The sequence below is a fragment of the Paraplanobispora siamensis genome (genome assembly GCF_016863175.1).
GTDB classification, from domain to species: domain Bacteria; phylum Actinomycetota; class Actinomycetes; order Streptosporangiales; family Streptosporangiaceae; genus Planobispora; species Planobispora siamensis.
Map to the genome: position 1 here is coordinate 41754 of NZ_BOOJ01000058.1, position 16096 is coordinate 57849.

16 protein-coding genes are annotated in these 16096 nt (G+C 71.7%); 11 read left to right on the top strand and 5 right to left on the bottom strand.

What is annotated here, in order from left to right:
• Window positions 1-105 precede the first annotated feature (105 nt).
• Window positions 106-1785, top strand: a complete 1680-nt coding sequence (locus Psi01_RS32815; RefSeq protein ID WP_204068023.1) for a chemotaxis protein CheB — start codon at window positions 106-108, stop codon at window positions 1783-1785.
• On the opposite strand, the gene Psi01_RS32820 is transcribed toward Psi01_RS32815, so the two are convergent.
• Window positions 1667-2335 (bottom strand): NAD(P)-dependent oxidoreductase, encoded by a 669-nt coding sequence (locus Psi01_RS32820; RefSeq protein ID WP_204068024.1) that lies wholly within the window; start codon window positions 2333-2335, stop codon window positions 1667-1669. The genes Psi01_RS32815 and Psi01_RS32820 overlap by 119 nt on opposite strands.
• A 48-nt stretch (window positions 2336-2383) precedes the next feature.
• The gene (locus tag Psi01_RS32825) at window positions 2384-3286 is read right to left on the bottom strand and encodes an NmrA family NAD(P)-binding protein (protein ID WP_204068025.1); all 903 of its coding nucleotides are present in this window, start codon (window positions 3284-3286) and stop codon (window positions 2384-2386) included.
• A gap of 73 nt (window positions 3287-3359) precedes the next feature.
• Here Psi01_RS32825 and Psi01_RS32830 point away from each other — a divergent pair, with 73 nt between their 5' ends.
• Window positions 3360-3869 carry a MarR family winged helix-turn-helix transcriptional regulator gene (locus tag Psi01_RS32830; protein WP_239128209.1) on the top strand — a complete coding sequence of 170 codons (510 nt, stop codon included), beginning with the start codon at window positions 3360-3362 and terminating at the stop codon, window positions 3867-3869.
• Between the two features lie 128 nt (window positions 3870-3997).
• Here Psi01_RS32830 and Psi01_RS32835 read toward each other — a convergent pair whose 3' ends face one another.
• The gene (locus Psi01_RS32835) at window positions 3998-4399 is read right to left on the bottom strand and encodes a VOC family protein (protein ID WP_204068027.1); all 402 of its coding nucleotides are present in this window, start codon (window positions 4397-4399) and stop codon (window positions 3998-4000) included.
• Between the two features lie 201 nt (window positions 4400-4600).
• Here Psi01_RS32835 and Psi01_RS32840 point away from each other — a divergent pair, with 201 nt between their 5' ends.
• A complete protein-coding gene (locus Psi01_RS32840) occupies window positions 4601-4900 on the top strand; it encodes a hypothetical protein (protein ID WP_204068028.1) in 300 nt (99 codons plus the stop codon).
• Between the two features lie 418 nt (window positions 4901-5318).
• Here Psi01_RS32840 and Psi01_RS32845 read toward each other — a convergent pair whose 3' ends face one another.
• Window positions 5319-6134, bottom strand: coding sequence for a CPBP family intramembrane glutamic endopeptidase (locus Psi01_RS32845; RefSeq protein WP_204068029.1), 816 nt, complete (start codon window positions 6132-6134; stop codon window positions 5319-5321).
• Window positions 6135-6422: 288 nt separating this feature from the next.
• Between Psi01_RS32845 and Psi01_RS32850 the strand changes: the two genes are divergently transcribed.
• The 8 genes from Psi01_RS32850 (at window position 6423) to Psi01_RS32885 (ending at window position 15552) form a co-directional block, all read left to right on the top strand.
• Window positions 6423-6803, top strand: coding sequence for a bacteriocin fulvocin C-related protein (locus tag Psi01_RS32850; protein ID WP_204068030.1), 381 nt, complete (start codon window positions 6423-6425; stop codon window positions 6801-6803).
• A 308-nt stretch (window positions 6804-7111) separates the two neighbouring features.
• Window positions 7112-7387, top strand: a complete 276-nt coding sequence (locus Psi01_RS32855) for an acyl carrier protein (RefSeq protein ID WP_275424627.1) — start codon at window positions 7112-7114, stop codon at window positions 7385-7387.
• Entirely contained in the window at window positions 7384-9117 is a 1734-nt protein-coding gene (locus Psi01_RS32860; protein ID WP_204068032.1) for an AMP-binding protein, read from the top strand. Before Psi01_RS32855 ends, Psi01_RS32860 begins: the two co-directional genes overlap by 4 nt.
• A complete protein-coding gene (locus Psi01_RS32865) occupies window positions 9114-10733 on the top strand; it encodes an acyl-CoA dehydrogenase family protein (RefSeq protein ID WP_204068033.1) in 1620 nt (539 codons plus the stop codon). The genes Psi01_RS32860 and Psi01_RS32865 overlap by 4 nt, the downstream gene beginning before the upstream one ends.
• A gap of 12 nt (window positions 10734-10745) precedes the next feature.
• A complete protein-coding gene (locus tag Psi01_RS32870; protein ID WP_204068034.1) occupies window positions 10746-12353 on the top strand; it encodes an acyl-CoA dehydrogenase family protein in 1608 nt (535 codons plus the stop codon).
• Window positions 12350-13234: an alpha/beta hydrolase family protein gene (locus Psi01_RS32875; RefSeq protein WP_204068035.1), complete on the top strand. Its 885-nt coding sequence runs from the start codon at window positions 12350-12352 to the stop codon at window positions 13232-13234. The genes Psi01_RS32870 and Psi01_RS32875 overlap by 4 nt, the downstream gene beginning before the upstream one ends.
• A complete protein-coding gene (locus Psi01_RS32880) occupies window positions 13231-14400 on the top strand; it encodes a class I SAM-dependent methyltransferase (RefSeq protein ID WP_204068036.1) in 1170 nt (389 codons plus the stop codon). Before Psi01_RS32875 ends, Psi01_RS32880 begins: the two co-directional genes overlap by 4 nt.
• Before the next feature lie 117 nt (window positions 14401-14517).
• On the top strand, window positions 14518-15552 hold the full coding sequence (locus Psi01_RS32885) for a saccharopine dehydrogenase family protein (protein ID WP_204068037.1): 1035 nt from the start codon (window positions 14518-14520) through the stop codon (window positions 15550-15552).
• Between the two features lie 65 nt (window positions 15553-15617).
• Here Psi01_RS32885 and Psi01_RS44615 read toward each other — a convergent pair whose 3' ends face one another.
• Window positions 15618-16049 carry a sensor histidine kinase gene (locus tag Psi01_RS44615; RefSeq protein WP_373872524.1) on the bottom strand — a complete coding sequence of 144 codons (432 nt, stop codon included), beginning with the start codon at window positions 16047-16049 and terminating at the stop codon, window positions 15618-15620.
• Window positions 16050-16096: the final 47 nt, after the last annotated feature.

A 16096-nucleotide genomic window follows, 5' to 3' on the forward strand; every position in this document is an offset into this window, starting at 1 on the left:
TGTGTTTTGGTGGAGATGCGGCTGTCGTGCCTTTGTCGTGTCTTCGGTCGGCCGCGACCGGGCCGGCGTCGCGACTCGTCTGCGGCCGGCGAGGCGGAGGATCGCATGAACGACCATGTGGATGACACCGGTGTCGTCAGCGTGGTGGTGCTGGTGGCCTCAGCCGGAGGCATGGGGGCGCTGACCGCGGTGCTGCGGGCCCTTCCGGTCGATCTTCCGGTGAGCGTGCTGGTGCAGCAGCACCTGGGCGGCCACGGCAGCGCCTTGACGATGCTGCTGCACAAACGGACCGGGCGCGAGGTGGTCTGGGCGACCGACGGCGAGGAACTGCTGGCAGGACGGATCCTGGTGTGCCCTCCGCTGGCCCGTATGGAGGTGCTGCCGGACGGCACTGTGGCGCTGTTCGATCACAGGACGGGCGCGCTGGAGCATCCGCACGACGCGTTGTTCGCTTCGCTGGCCGATGCCGTCGGCGCGCGCGGGGTGGCCGTCGTGCTGAGCGGGATGGGGCGCGACGGCGCCGCGGGCGCCGCAGCGGTGCAGGCCGCGGGCGGGTTCGTCATCAGCCAGGACCCCGACAGCGCGGAGTACGCCTCGATGCCGACCGCCGCGGCGCCGATCGCCCATCTGGTGCTGCCGCTGGCCGAGATCGGCCCCATGATCGCGAACGTGGTGTACGGCCGGCCGTTGCCGCGACCGCGCTCCGAGATCGAGGCGACAGACTGGCTGTTTCGCGGATCGGGCGAGGTCGAGCGCCTGCTGCGGGCCGTGGACTGGGCCGCCACCCCGCTGGGGCCGGTGAGCAGGTGGCCCGAGGTGCTGCGCGCCATGGTGCGCACGACGCTGGATTCCGGCTATCCGATGGCGGTCTGGTGGGGACCGGAGCTCATCCAGATCTACAACGACCGGTGGCGGCAGTTCCTCGGTACCACCAAGCACCCCCGGGCGCTGGCCGGCAGAGCCGCGCAGACCTGGCCGGAGCTGTGGTCGTTCGTCGGTCCGATGACGCAGGCCGTCCTGACCCGCGGGGAGTGCGCCGGCGGCGAGAACATGCCGATGCTGATGGAGCGCGACGGTCTGCTGGAGGAGGTCTTCGCCACCTTCACCTACTCGCCCATCACCGACGCCTCGGGCACGGTCGTCGGCGTGCACAACACGGCGCTGGACACCACAGCGACGATCGTGGGGGAGCGGCGGATGCGCACCCTGCGGGCGGTGGCGACCGCCACCGCGCAGGCGACGTCGCCGCAGCGTGCCTGCGTCCTGGCCGCGGAGGCCTTGGCCACCGAGCCCGCCGACGTGCCGTTCGCGCTGTTCTATCTGCTGGACCATCCACGCCGGCAGGCGCAACTGGCGGGCGCGGCCGGGCTGGCGGCCGGGTCGGCGCCCGCTCCGCACCTGATGAACCTGCGCAGCGGCGACATCGCCTGGCCACTGCCCGCCCTGCTGCGCGATGCAGCCGAAGGCACGGCCGGAAAGCGCGCCGGGTTGATGATCGACGATCTGACCGAGCGGTTCGGCGGCCTGCTGGCCCCGGTGCCCACGCCGCCCGGGGCGCACCCGCCGCACTCGGCCTTACATCCACCACCTCAGTATCCGGCATGGCTGTGGCAACGAGATCGGAAACCGTGGGCGGGTCGGCGGTGCGTAGTCATGACGGCGGCCTTCACGGGTGGTGATGGCGTTGAACGCCGCCGACAGCACCGGCGACGAACGGCGCCGCCCTCGCGTACAAGCCCTGTTCGACCACCTCGACCACGAACGCGGCCAGGTCGGCGCGGGTGATCGTGGTGCCGGGGACCGAACGGTGGGCGTGGTGGTCGATCCGGCCGGTGGGCGCGCCGTCGAGCAGGCGGGGCGGACGCACCAGCGTCCAGTCCAGGCCGCTGGCGAGCCAGACGGCCAGTTCGGCGGGCTTGTCGGCGACCGCTGCGCCGCCGAGCCTCTGGATGAGGAAACTGATGATCTTGGCTTGGCGGGACTTGTCGTCGCCTGGGGCGTCCACGCCGGCGCCGCTGATGCCCACGAATCGGCGAGGGCCGTGCTCACTCATCAGCGCCACCAGCCGCTGGGCGGTGCGGGTGTGCAGATCGGCCTGGCGGCCGACCGGCCCGAGCGCGGAGACGACCGCCTCGGCGCCGTCGATCAATCGCTCCAGCGCACCCGCCTGCAGGACGTCACCGCTCTGGACGGTCAGGCCGTCGGCCGCCGCGGCGACCGACGGCAGTTTGGCGGGGGTGCGCACCAGCGCGGTGACGTGGTGGCCGCGCTGGAGCAGCCGGGCCAGCACGTGGGCACCGGTGCGGCCGGTGGCGCCGATGAGGGCGACGTTCATCCGTGTTCTCCTGCGGGCGGCCCCGAAAGGGGTGCGGGGGCGAAAGGGTCAGGTTCCGGGACGCGTCCAGGCGGCGCGCTCCCGGTGGGCGAAGGCGGAGAAATCGATCGGGTCGCGGCCCAGTACGGCGCGCACGTCGTCGGTCAGGCCGGCGGCCAGGCCGAGCCGCGCGGTGGTGTAGATCGCGGCGGTCACCGCGACCATGGGCCAGGACATGCGCAGGGCGGTGCGGGCGTGGCGGGCGTAGGCGGCCAGATGAGGCCGGGTGTAGCGGATCGGCCGGTCGAGCTCGCGGGTGAGGATGTGGGCGACCTGCTCATAGGTCAGCGCCCGCGGGCCGGTCACCGTCCAGGCCCGGCCGGCGTGCGCGGCCGGATCGCGCAGCGCGGCCGCGGCGACCGCGCCCACGTCTTCGGCGTCGACGAAGGCGGTGGCGCCGCTGCCGGCCGGGACCATGATCACATCGTGGTCGCGGATGTCGGATGCGTGGGTGGACGACAGGTTCTGGCAGAAGAACGAGGGCCGGATGAACGTCCAGGCCATGTCCGAGGCGCGCAGCCACTTCTCGACGGCTGCGTGCGGTACCAGACGGTTGTGTTCGGCGCCCTGCAGCGACAGGAACACCACATGCCGCACGCCGGCTTCCCGGGCGGCGGCCACGGCGGGGATCAGGTCACGGCGCACGTCGGCGATGGCCGGCGGGCGGAGCAGGAACATCGTCTCGACACCGGTGAAGGCCGCCGGCCAGCTCGCCGGATCGGCGAAATCGAAGGCCACCTGCTGTACGGAATCCGATCCGTCCATGCTGCCTGCGCCGGCGGGGTGCGGGTGGGAGGCGGTGAGCTCGGCCGGGCGGCGCGCCAGGCGCACCGGTGCTCCCGTCTCGATCAGCTGTCGGGTGACGACACGGCCGATGGTGCCGCTCGCCCCCGTTATGAGGATCTGGCTCATCCCGCCCTCCAACCTTTCGACGTGCAACATTTGTATTATACATACGTGGCGACGTTTGTATAGTACACCTGTGATGGCGGACGACATGCCCGACAGCCCGATCTCCCCGGCCGATCCCGTCGACCGGCTCGACCGCGCCCTGCTGGCGCTGCGGCGGTTTTTCGAGGCCCCCGCCGCGGTTCCCGACGGTGACCGGCGCGTGGAGCTGTCGACCCTGCTCATCGTCGATGCCGTGGCCACCGGCATCCCGGACGGCGACTCCGGCGGGATCAGCATCGGCGTGGTGGCGCGGGCGCTGGCCGTCAGCCCTTCGACCGCCAGCCGCCTGGTCGATCGCGCCGTGGCCCACCGGGTGGTGGTACGGCAGAGCTCGGCTGCCAGCCGGCGCCACACCGTGCTGACCCTCACCGACGCCGGCCGCGCTCTGCACGAGCGCGCCCGTGCCTACCGCACCGATCGCCTGCAGACTCTGCTGCACGGCTGGAGCCCCGAAGAGCGCGAGACCTTCGCCGAGTTGATGACCCGCTTCGCCGCTGCGGCCGGCCGGACTCCGCCGCGCCCGCAGGAGCCTTCGAACCGGTGACAGCCCATCGAAGCCGATGGAGGGCTCAGTCCCGGTCGTATGGCACCGGTCAGAGGATGCGATCCGTCACCTCTGCGCCGTCGGCGGCCGTCGGGGTGTTCCGGCTTCTCCGGCCCGGCGGGGGCGTGTCAGGACCTCTCGGGCGGGCCGAGCAGGTCCCATCGGTTGCCGGCGATGTCGGTGAACACGGCGATCCGCCCGTACGGCTGGTCCCGCGGCGCGGTGACGAACACGACGCCGGCCGCTGTCATCCGCCGGTAGGCGGCTTCGAAGTCGTCCACCCGCAGGAAGAACCCCACCCGCCCGGCGACCTGGTTCCCGACGGCGCCGGCCTGGCGTTCGCCGTCCGCACGGGCGAGCAGGATGCCGGTTCCGCCTCCGGGCGGCCGCACGACGACCCACCGCTTCGGGCGCCCGTCGTTCGTCAGCGACGGTGAGTCTTCGACCAGGTCGAAGCCCAGGGCCTCGACGAAGAACGTGATCGCCCTGTCGTAGTCGTCCACGACGATCGTCACAAGATCGATCCGCATCTGATCATCGTAAGGCCTGTCGCAGGGCAGTCCCCTAAAGGGACTGTGCAAACAACAGGCTTCCGGTCATGGAGCCCAGGGCAGCCGTACCACTTCGATCGGGTCGCCGCCACGTTGCGCGAGGTCGGCCCGGCGTAGCCGCTTCCAGCCGGGGCCGGGGTACTCGGTTGCGGGGGACACGGGCTCGCCGTCCACCCGCCGGTGGCGCTGTCGATCGGCCGGTCGGGCCTGGAATTGGTGCGGGCCATGCTGCGCGACAACGGCGCCTGGTGCCGCCTGGAGGCGGCGGGCCGCTTCTTCGTCCATGTCGGCTACGACCAGTACGTCTATGTGGGCAGCATCGATCCATGCGAGCAGGCCCGAGAGCGCACCCGCGCCCTCGGACTGTTTCCCGAACGAATCGGCGCTTGTATTCACCGTCGCGGATGTAGATCGGCTCATCGAGTTCCTCGATTCCGCCGACGTGGGAAAGTTCGAACACGCGCCGGCCATGGCGGCTGAGCTCCTCCGCGGACGAGGCTTGCCCGCCGCTGAGGAGAAGCACATGGGACCGGCCGGGTGCGTGCGACGTGATCCAAACCCGCTGCGCAGGGCCCACGGGATCGTATGATCGCATAGCGGTTCGAAAGTCGCACGTCTGTATCGTCTCCGCGGGGAAGCCCAGACGTCGGGCCACTTCATGGCCATCTTCGATGCTGACCCACTGGGCGCCGAACCGTATGTCGAGCCCGTGTGCCGCCAGAAGACGTAGTTGATTTTCGGCAGGAAAAAGAGTCATGAGTTATCTGAATTCTGTTGTGTCAGGATCGAAAAGAAGGGCGAGAGGCGACGGTGCGCTTCTCGCCCTTCTTCGTGACTTGTCTTTCGTCAATATGCAGACGCATTCGGCCGGCGGAGGGCGCCCTTCATCTGGGCGGTCTCACATCGAGTAGGCGCCGGAGGCGAGGGCGATGACGCCGGTCACGGTCATCAGGAGCGCCGAGCCGGGGTGCATGATGATCGAGATGCGGATGTCCTGCTTCCTCCAGGCGAGCCAGACGCCCGGGTAGAGGAAGACGAGCTTCGACAGGACCGTCCAGGGCGCCCAGAAGTGGTACACCGAGAAGAGGAAGGTGTTGAAGAACGGGGCCCACCTGCCGAGCTGCGGAAGGCGGGGCAGCAGGAAGCCGCGGAAGTAGTACTCCTCGAGCAGGGGCAGGGCGAAGCCGGTGAACGGCGCGCAGATGAGCAGTGTGGTGAGCACGCGCTCCTGGGAGTAGCCCTGGAGATAGGCCGTGCCTTCGGGGCCGGCGCCCTGATAGTCCACCCAGGTGAACAACCAGTCGTAGACGACGGCGTCCAGCGGGGTCAGCGCGAGCGAGACCGCGGTCATCCACACCAGGCACGCGGCCCCGAGCCAGAAGACCTTGCCGCGCGAGAGCGGCCTGTCGCGGTAGCGGACGACGCCCTTCATCGTGAAGCGGCCGGTCTGCTTCCTGCCCAGCCACAGCAGGAACAGCTGGAGCGGGAAGAGCACAACCGCAAGGGCGACGGCCCAGGCCATGAAGATCGGGAAGTCCATCGCCCGGACCAGGGGAGCGGCGACGAACGCGTAGACGGCGACAATAAGCGCGCCGGGCACCAGGTGCAGTGCGACGGAGAACGGGACGGAGTGACGGTCGGCGAGGAGCTTGGCGACGAAGCCTGTCGGCTGGGCGTCTCGGGGGTCGGCCGGGGGCCGCGTTGCGGTGTCCATGCCGAGAACTGTGGCCCTGAGGCCTAACACGGACCTGACACCGCTCTGATACGGCTTCGAGCCACCTGAAAGGCGCAGGTCACCGAGTCCGGTAAGAGTGTCGACCGGCATCGCCGGCAACGAGTCCGCGCGACCCGCTGACAGCGGGCGGATCAGGCGGCGGGCGGATCAGGCAGCGAGCGGATCAGGCAGCGAGCGGATCAGGGCGGCGCCCGCCGAATTACACCTGCGACAGCCGACATTTCCTGAAATAGTCGGAGAAAGCTTTTCTCGTTCCGGTAGGAGATTATGCACGAAGAACAGCATCCCACTACAGGCGGTGACGGCCGCCTCCCCGAGACCTACGACGAATTCATCGCCCATCCCATGGCCCGCAGACGCTCGATCTACGCTCGGCTCTCATCGCGGACGCGCAGCCGGCTTTGGCTGGAGCAGCTGTCCCGATACCGCGCCACGCACACCGAGCTGACGGCAGAGCAGCGGCGCATCCTCGACGACGTCGAAGTGATCATCCGCGACGAGGAGACCTTCGCGCCCGGCAGCCCCCCAGGGCCGGAACTGGACCGGATCGGCCGGGCCGCCGTCACCGCGTTCGGCGGAGACGAGGCCCGCAGGCTCCTGGCCACTCTCGGACCCGAGGAAGCCGGCGGAACATGCGGAATCAGATGATCAAGGATGATCTGCCCACCCGAGGACGCGACTCCTGCGCAGGATGACGTCCTCGACGTCCCGTGGACGATTTTGATTCATCATTCGCCGGATGCCGTTCCGGAGCGTTTGTCCGATGGTTTTATCGCTGGATACCAGTATGCACGGGACAACGCCGTACGGCCACCCCTATGACAATTCCAAACCGGGCGTTCGCGCAGGCAGAGGCGGATGTCGTCTAGGGGTCGCATTTGTTAGGGGTTGGAACGGCTAAATTCCCTGGTTACGTTGGCCTCGCTCACCGCATGGCACTTGGAATGGGGTTATCAATGGCAGGCCAACTCACGCACCAGGCGGTTTCCCATGCCCTGAAAGGCATCGTGGCCCGCGTACTCCAGATTCCCGAGAGCACCATCACCGACGACGCCAGGATCACCGACCTGAGCCTCGTCGAGTCCATCAAGCTGCTGCGGATCGCCGGGCGGATCGAGCGCACGTTCGGCATCGAGCTCGACAACGAGGTGCTGTTCCGCACCGGGACCCTGAGCGAGATCGCCGACGAGATCCACCGGCTATGCGTACAGGAACAGGAGAAAGTCGCTTGAGCGCGCTCCTCCCGGCGGGGGTGCGGACGCTGGGTGAGATGTTCGTCCGCGCGTTCGAGTCGCACCCCGCTCAGGTCGTCGGCACCTTCCGCCCCGGCCGGCGCCTGACCTTCCGCGAGCTGGTCCGCGACGGCCGCCTCGCGGCCGTGCGGCTGCGGTCCCTCGGCGTGGAGCCCGCCGCGCCGGTGGCCGTCCTCCTGCAGTCGCCGGTGGATTTCCTCCGGGTGACCGGCGGCATCGCGCTCGCGGGCGCGGTGATGGTCCCCCTCGCCGTCTCCACCGGGCTCACCAGGGCGTTCCTGACCCGGATGCGGCACGTGCTGGCCGACAGCGGCGCGCGGTTCGCCGTCATCGACGACCCGTACGCCGAGCCTCTGGCCGAGCTGGTGCCCGGCCTGCGGGTCGTGCCGTTCTCCCGGCTCACCGGCCCGCACGCCTGCCCGCCCGGCGACGGTGACGGTGACGTCAACGGCGACGTCCTGGAGCCGCCGCAGGCGGGGGAGGACGACCTCGCGCTGATCCAGTACACCTCCGGCAGCACCTCGGCGCCCCGCGGCGTCGCGCTGACCCATCGCAACGTGCTGGCCGGTCTGCGCGCCATCCAGCGGGGGGTCGACGCGCGGGCCGGTGACGTGACCTGTCACTGGCTGCCCCTCTCCCACGACATGGGGCTGTTCTCCACGCTGGCGGCGATCGGCGGCGGCGTCGCGGTCCACGTCTCCGAGCCGCAGGACTTCGTCAAGCGGCCGGAGGACTGGCTGCGCTGGTTCTGCGATCTGCGCGCCACCGTCTACGTGGGTCCGGCCTTCGGCTACGGTCACCTGCTCGACTCCGTCCCCCCGGAGGATGTGCCCGGCTTCGACCTGTCCGCGGTGCGGGTCATGCTCAACGGCGCCGAGCCGATAGCCCCCGAGCTGATCGCCGCCTTCCAGGAGCGCTTCGCGCCCGCCGGGCTCGACCCCCGCGCCATGACCCCGTGCTACGGCCTGGCCGAGGCCACCCTCGCGGTCACCTTCACCCCCGCCGGGCAGGAGGCCCGAATCGACTGGGTCGATCGCGATCTGCTCAACAACGCGGGGCGGGCCGAGCCCGCCGGCCGGGGTGCCCCCGCGGCGCGCGGCATCGTGAGCTGCGGCGTGCCCGCGCCCGGCCTCGAGGTGCGGATCGTCAAGGACGGCGTCGAGGCGGGCGAGAGGGTCGTCGGCGACATCGAGGTCCGGGGCGAGCCGGTGACGCGCGGCTATCACGGGCAGGCGCCCCTTCCGGCCGGAGGCTGGTGCCCCACGGGAGACCTCGGCTACCTGGCCGGTCCGGCGCTGCACGTCACGGGACGGCGCAAGGAAATGATCATTCTCGGCGGGCGCAACTACTACCCGGAGGACGTCGAGGCCGGTGTCCGCCGGGTGGCGGGACTGCACCGCGGGCGGGCCGTCGCGGTCGTGCTGCCGGCCGACCACGGCCTCGGCCGGCCCGAGCGCATCGCGGTGCTGGCCGAGGCCGCCACCGCGCGGCCACCCCACGGGCGGCTCGTCTCCGACCTCAGGGCGGCGGCGGCCGGTGAGCTGGGCGGCGCCTCCGTCGACGTCGTGCTCCTGGGCAGGGGCGGGCTGCTGCGCACCACCAGCGGCAAGTTCCAGCGCCTCCTCATGCGCGACCGTCTGCTCGCCGGCACGCTTGACCGGGTCCTGGAGCACGTGACCGCGGAAGAACGCGTCAGGAGCGCCGCATGAACCGTTTCCCCGCCGCGGAGGAGCTGGAGTCGACCCTCGGCGACCCGCACCGGCCCACCGGCCCTCTCACGTTCGGCGCCGCGATGGCGGGCGACCACGCCGAACGCTGGCCGCACAGCTCGCTCGACCGGCTACGGGCATGGGGCTATCCGGCCCATCTGGTGCCCGCCTCGCTCGGCGGCCGGTTGACCTCCCTGGAGGAGTTGCTGGCCGTCGGCAGGGTGGTGGCGCGCCGCGATCCGACCGTGGCCGTGATCGCGAACTCCCCCTGGGCCTCCGGCACGCCGGTGTGGCTTGCGGGGACGCCCGCCCAGCAGCGGGAATACGCCGACGCCGTCCTGCGCGGCCAGTGGATGTCGCTGGCGCTGACCGAGTTCGACAAGGGCGCCGACCTGCTGTCGAGCGACCTCACCGCGCGGCGCGTGAGCGGCGGGTACGTGCTCGACGGCGCCAAATGGGTGATCAACAACATCCGGCTGGCCCGGTTCGTCTGCCTGCTCGTGCGCGAGCCCTCCCTGACCGGGCTGCGCTCGCTGACCCTGCTGCTGGTGGACATGGAACGGCTGCCGGCCGGCAGCTACGAGTTGCTGCCGAGGATCCACACGCACGGGATCAGGGGCGCGGACATCGCGGGAATGCGGTTCCTGAACGCGTTCGTGCCGTCGTCGGCCGTCCTGGGGCGGCCCGGCCGCGGGCTGGATCTCACGATCCGCTCCCTGATCACCATCCGCACGCTGGTGCCCGGCCTGAGCCTGGGCGCGTTCGACACCGGGCTGCGCTGCGCGTTCGACGTCCTGCGCCACCGTCACGTACGGCAGGGGCGGGCGATCGACCTGCCGCACGTCCGCGCGGAGCTCGCCGCCGCCGACCTGGACCTGCGCGTGGCCGAGACGCTGGCCACCTGCTGCGTGCGGATCCTGCAGCACCTGCCCGCCCTGGCCCCGGTGGCCTCGGCGGTCGCCAAGTATCTCGTGCCGCACCTGGCCGAACAGCGGCTGCGCCGGCTGGCCGGTGTGCTCGGGGCGCGCTACCTGCTGCGCCAGGACCACTGGTACGGCATCTACGACAAGCTCGTGCGCGACACGCGGCTGTTCAGCCTGTTCGACGGCAGCGAGCCGGTCGTGCTCAGCTCGCTGGCGGCCCAGGTGTCGTGCCTGACCGAGCCGGGGGTCGACCCGCGCGCGGCCGACGAGGTGTTCCAGCCGGCTTTCGCGCCGCCGCCGTACCCCTCGGGACTTGCGGCACTGGGTACGGCGAGCGACTTCGATCCCGTCACCGCCGGCCTGGACGGCGCCTGCGCGGACCTGGAGCGTGAGGCGGGATCCGCGCGCGCCGCCGCGCTGCTCCGGCAGGCGGGCCGCGACCTGCTCGCGGACGCGCACCGGGACGTGGACCCGCGATCCGAGGACGGACTGCGGGTCGGCGAGCGGTACGCGCGCACCTTCGCCGCGGTCTGCCTCGCCCGGTCGGGGCCCGCGCACTGGCGCGCAGCGGGCGTGGAATCGCTGCTGCGTCCCGGCGCCCCCCCGCGGCGCGAGACGACCGAGAGCCTGTTCCTGGATCTCGCCATGCGCCACGCGGGCCGCTCGGCGCTGTCGCTGTCACGACCGGCCTGAAGGGGCGGGCACATGGACCAGACCATCGAGGCCGCCCTGGGCACGGCCGCTCAGCTCGACCGGGCTCTCGGCGACCCCATGGACGAACGCAGTCCCGCCTCCTTCCACGCCGCCGTCGCGACCGACAGGGAGGGCAGGTTCCCCCAGCACCTGCGCGACGCCGCGTTCTCGTGGGGGCTGGCCGAGTACCTGACCCCCGCCGCCTCGGGCGGCCGGCTGCGGTCCCTGGATGACTGCCTGGCCCTGTTCCGCGTCCTGGCGCGGCGCGACCTCACCGCGGCGTCGGTGATCGCGGCCGGTTTCCTGGCGGGCCTGCCCGTCTGGCAGTGCGGCACGCCCGCCCAGCGCCGGGCGGTCGCCGCGCTGCTGCGCCGGCACGAGTTGCTGGGGCTGACGATGGGCGAGGCCGAGCACGGCGTGGACATCATGGCCGACACCCGGTTCGAGACCCTGGCCGGGGCCGGGCACGCGTGGCGTCTGAGCGGCAGGACCACGCTCGCCGGCCACGACGGGCACGCCGCGGGCACGACCCTGCTCGCCCGCACCGGCGCCGGCGTCACCGCGTTCCTGCTGCTGCGGGAGGCGGACCGCGGCGGGCACTGGCGGTCGGACCCCGCGTACGAGACCCACGGCCTGCGCGGTTCGGCACTGGGCCGCCTCACCCTGTCGGATTTCCCCGCGGGCCCGGCCGAGATGGTGGGCCCGCCGGGGCAGGGACTGGAGACCACCGCGCGGACCCTGCCGGTGGCGCGGCTGACGGTCGCCGGCCTGGCCCTCGGCGGGCTGGACACCTGCCTGCGCGCGGTCGTGGCGTTCGCACGCTCCCGGCGGCTGTACGGCGCGCCGATCCTGGAGCTCGAACCGGTCGCCGTCCGCCTGACCGACGTATACGCGGACCTGCTCATCGGCGAGGCCCTCTGCCACGGGCTGTGCCGCGCCGCGCGCACGGACCCGCACCGCTTCCCCGCGCTCTCGGCGCGCGCCGGCGACCTGGTGCCGGAACTGGCCGGTGACGGCGTGGAGTCCCTGGCGATCGTGCTGGGCGCGCGGGCGTACTGCGCCACCGAGCACTGGCACGGCATCGTGGAGAAGATGCGCCGCGACGTGGCCGTGGTGACCGCCCTGACCGACTCCGGGGACCTCGCGCCCGCCGCGCCGCCGGACGAGCTGCCGCCCGACCCGTTCGTCCCGGTCCCGCCCGAGCTGGCGTGGCTGGGGGAGCCCGCGGCGGACGGGTCCGGTGACGGCGACGGCGACCCTCTCGCGCGGGCCCGCGCCCTCATCCGCCAGGAGGGCCTGCCGGGACCGTACGCCCCCCGCCTGCTGGAGCTGCTCGATCGCCTGACCGGGATCGCCTCACACGGGGGGACGTCGCCGTCGCCCGGTGACGCCCTTGCGGACGCCGCGGCGGCCTGCGCCTCGGCCTGGCTGTACGGGCGGCGCCGCGACGACTTCCACGCCACCGGGGCGTGGCTGCTGCTGTGCCTGCGACGCATCGCCGTACGGCTGGGCGAGTCCCAGCCCGCGGACGCCGGCCTGCGCCGGCAGGCGGTGGACCGCATCGGACTCGCCCATGACGAACGACGGCTCTTCTCCGACATCGAGGTGGCCCTGAGATGACCATGACCGATCACCGGCGGGCACCGCAGCGCCTCCGCGTGAGCTTCACCGACGGCAACACGAGCGAACTCGTGGTCTTCCGGTCCGCCGGGAAGGACGCGCCGGTGGTGCTCTGCCTGCCCGCGATGGGCGTGCGGGCGAGCTACTACACGGCGGTCGCCGCCGAGCTCGCCGCGCGCGGGTACACCGCGGTGCTGGCCGACCTGCGCGGCAACGGCGGCAGCTCGGTCCGCCCGTCGCGCTCGACCACGTTCGGCTACGCCGAGATGCTCGAGACCGAGCTGCCGGAGATCGTCGACGTGCTGCGCCGGGAGTTCGGCACCGAGCGGGTCACGTTGTTCGGCCACAGCCTCGGCGGTCATCTGAGCGTGCTGCACGCCGCGACGTCGCCGCACGTGGCCGCCACCGTGCTCGTGGCCACCGGGACGAGCTGGTACGGCCGCGTGGCCGGGATACGCAGGCCGGCCAGGTTCCTGGGCCTGCAGATCATCCGGCTCGCCACCGCACTGCACGGCTATCTGCCCGGCTGGCTGCCCTTCGCGGGCAAGGAGTCCCGCGGCGTGGTCCGCGACTGGATGCACGACGCCGTGCACGGCGCCTACCTCGTTCACGGCAGCCGGGTCGACTACGAGGCGGCCCTGGCCCGCTCCACGGTCCCCGCGCTGTTCGTCGTACTGCCCGGGGACCGCTACGTCCCCGAATCCTGCTCGGAGCATCTCGCCGCCAGGCTCCGGTCGGCCAGGGTCGCATGGGCGGAGATCCCACCCGAGGACGTCGGGCTGGACAGGACACACCACTTCCGCTGGGCGCACCGGCCCGGCGCGGTCGTCGACGCCGCCGTGGAGTGGCTCGGATCAGCAGACACGGAGGTCACGTCATGACTCAGCCGGTTCAGGAAGCGACGCGCGCCGACATCTCGGCGATCGACATCAGCGACATCTGCACGCCCGAGTACACGGTCAAGCTCGAACGCATCAGGCACGAGGCCGCGCTGGTGCTCTCGCGCATCGCCATGCGGCATCTCTTCGCGACGGGCGAGGCCGTGCACGACCCGGAGGCCCCGCCGCCGTCCACCGGCTCGGAGCGGCAGCCGCACTTCTTCCGCAAGCGCCTGATCGAGTATCTCGCCGACCGCGGCGACCTGGTCCGCGACGGCTACGTCTACCGCCCCACCCCCGAACTGGAAAGGCGCGCCCAGACCCCCGAGGACGCCTATCTCGCCGGGGTGTCGTCGCCGGACACGGCCACCATGGTCGCGCTGCGCGCCGTCGAGTCGGTGGCCGGGGACGTCCTGCGGGGCCGCGACGGGCTGGCCGCCATGGAGGAGCGGATCGGCGTCGCGGAGACCTGGCGCATCTGGGAGTACCTCATGGTCGACGTGGCGCCCAAGCAGACCTGCAACAGCCTCGTGGCCCGCGTGCTGGACCAGCGCCTGCGCGCGGGCGACCCCATCGTGGTGTTCGAGGGCGGCGCCGGCGTCGGAGCCACCATCCGCGCCGCCCTGCAGATCGAGGGCTTCCGGGAGCGGGCCAGGGCGATCCGGCACTACGGCTTCACCGACATCAGCCGCGAGCTCATGCGCGGCGCCAGGCAGATGCTCCAGGAGGAGGCGCCGGAGCTGCTGGCCGTCACCTCCTTCGACCGGGTCGACCTCGACGACCTGGACTCCTACGACGACGTGCCCTACCTGCGGGACGGTTCGGCCGACCTGATCATCCTGGAGAACGTCCTGCACGACGTGGAGAACCTCCACGAGGTGCTGCGCTCCTGCCACCGCATCCTGAAGCCCGGCGGCTGGCTCACCTTCACCTCGGGCAACCGCACCCGGCCCGGCGTGTTCTTCCCCTGCGAGGTCCTGCAGACCAGCCTGCACAGCTACAACCGGGCGGTCCTGGATCCCCCGCGCCGCGTCAACGTCGGCTACCTCACCCAGCAGGAGTGGGCGTACTCGCTGACCGACGCCGGGTTCCCCTCGTTCCGGGCGTTCCCCGGCGAGAACGACCTGGAGTTCTGGCCGTTCGGGGGCTTCATAGCCGAACGGCCTTAGCGGGCATGTCCGAAATTGTATGGGTAATGGCGTTCCGGACACTCGTCCGGGGCGCCCGGCCTCGGAAGGATGGGCGCAACAGATCGCGACAGATCATTGAGCGCAAGGGGAGAAGTCATGACATCGGGGTCCACGGTGGCGGTGTTCGGCGCGTACGGGCACACCGGACGCTTCGTGGTGGCGCGGCTGCGGGAGCGCGGATTCGTCCCGCTCCTGTCCGGGCGCGACGCCGACAAGCTGAAGGCGCTGGCCTACGAGTCCGGGCTGGAGGCCCGCCCGGCGTCGGTCGACGACCCGGCCTCGCTCGACCGCGCGCTGGCCGGTACGGCGGCCGTGATCAACTGTGCCGGGCCCTTCGCCGTGACGGCCGCCCCCGTGATCGAGGCGGCACTGCGCGCCGGGATCCCGTATGTGGACGTGGCGGCCGAGATCGAGGCCAACGCCGACACGTTCAGCCACTTCGCCGATCGTGCCCGCGCCGCGGGAGCGGTGATCGTCCCGGCGATGGCCTTCTACGGCGGCCTCGGCGACCTGCTGGTCACCGCCGCGATGGGCGACTGGACGACGGCCGACGAGGCGCACATCGCCTACGGGCTGAACAGCTGGCACCCCACCGCCGGGACGCGCGCCTCGGGCGTGGTCTCCCGGCAGCGGCGCGACGGGCGGCGCGTCCGTTACACGGACGGCCGGCTGGAGTACCGTGACGACGCCGCGCCGACCCTGGAGTGGGCCTTCCCCGAGCCGATGGGTCCCCGGGCCGTCATCGGGGAGTTCTCGATGGCCGACGTCGTCACCGTTCCCAGCCACCTGTCCATCCCCGAGGTGCGCACCTACATGACCGTCGAGGCGGCCGGGGAGGTCGCTGCCCCGGACACCCCGGCGCCGGTGCCGGCCGACGAGCTGGGACGCTCGGCGCAGACCTTCCTCGTCGACGTCGTCGTGCGCTCCGGCGGCGGTGAACGGCGCGCCGTGGCCAGGGGGCGGGACATCTACGCCGTCACCGCGCCACTCGTGGCAGAAGCGGTCGAACGCATCCTCACGGGGCGGACCAGGACGGCCGGTGTCGTCTCCGCCGGTGAGATCTTCGACGCGGCCGACTTCCTGCACGCGCTGTCGCCGTACATCTCCGTGGAACTGCATCCGCAGCGATGAGATGACCTTCGACTTCCCCTCACCGCGCACCCGCGGCCGTCGCCCCGGCACGACCCGGCACCGAATCACCTTGAGGACCGAGGATCGCCCACGGCGGGCAGGGTGAAGGTGAAACGGGCGCCGCCGCCGGGGTTGTCGCTGGCGGTGATGGTGCCCCCGTGCCGTTCGACGACCCGCTGGCAGATCGCCAGTCCCAGACCGGTCCCGCTGTAGGCGGCGGCCGCCCGGTGGAACCCGGTGAAGATCGCTTTGTGCTCGCCGGGCGGGATCCCTATGCCGCGGTCGGCGATCTCGATGCGGGCGCGGCCCTTGTCGGTGGCGACGGTGGTGGCGGTGATGTCGAGGTGGGCGGGATGGCCGGGCCGCGTGTATTTGATCGCGTTGCCGATCAGATTGCCGAGCAGCTGGCGGACCAGCGGCAGGTCGGCATGCACGACGGGAAGCTGATCGATGTGCACCTGCGGGACCGGGCCAGCCTCGGCGCGGGCCCCGGCCACGTGCTCGTCGACGATCTCGCGTACCAGCGCGTTCAGATCGACGGCGG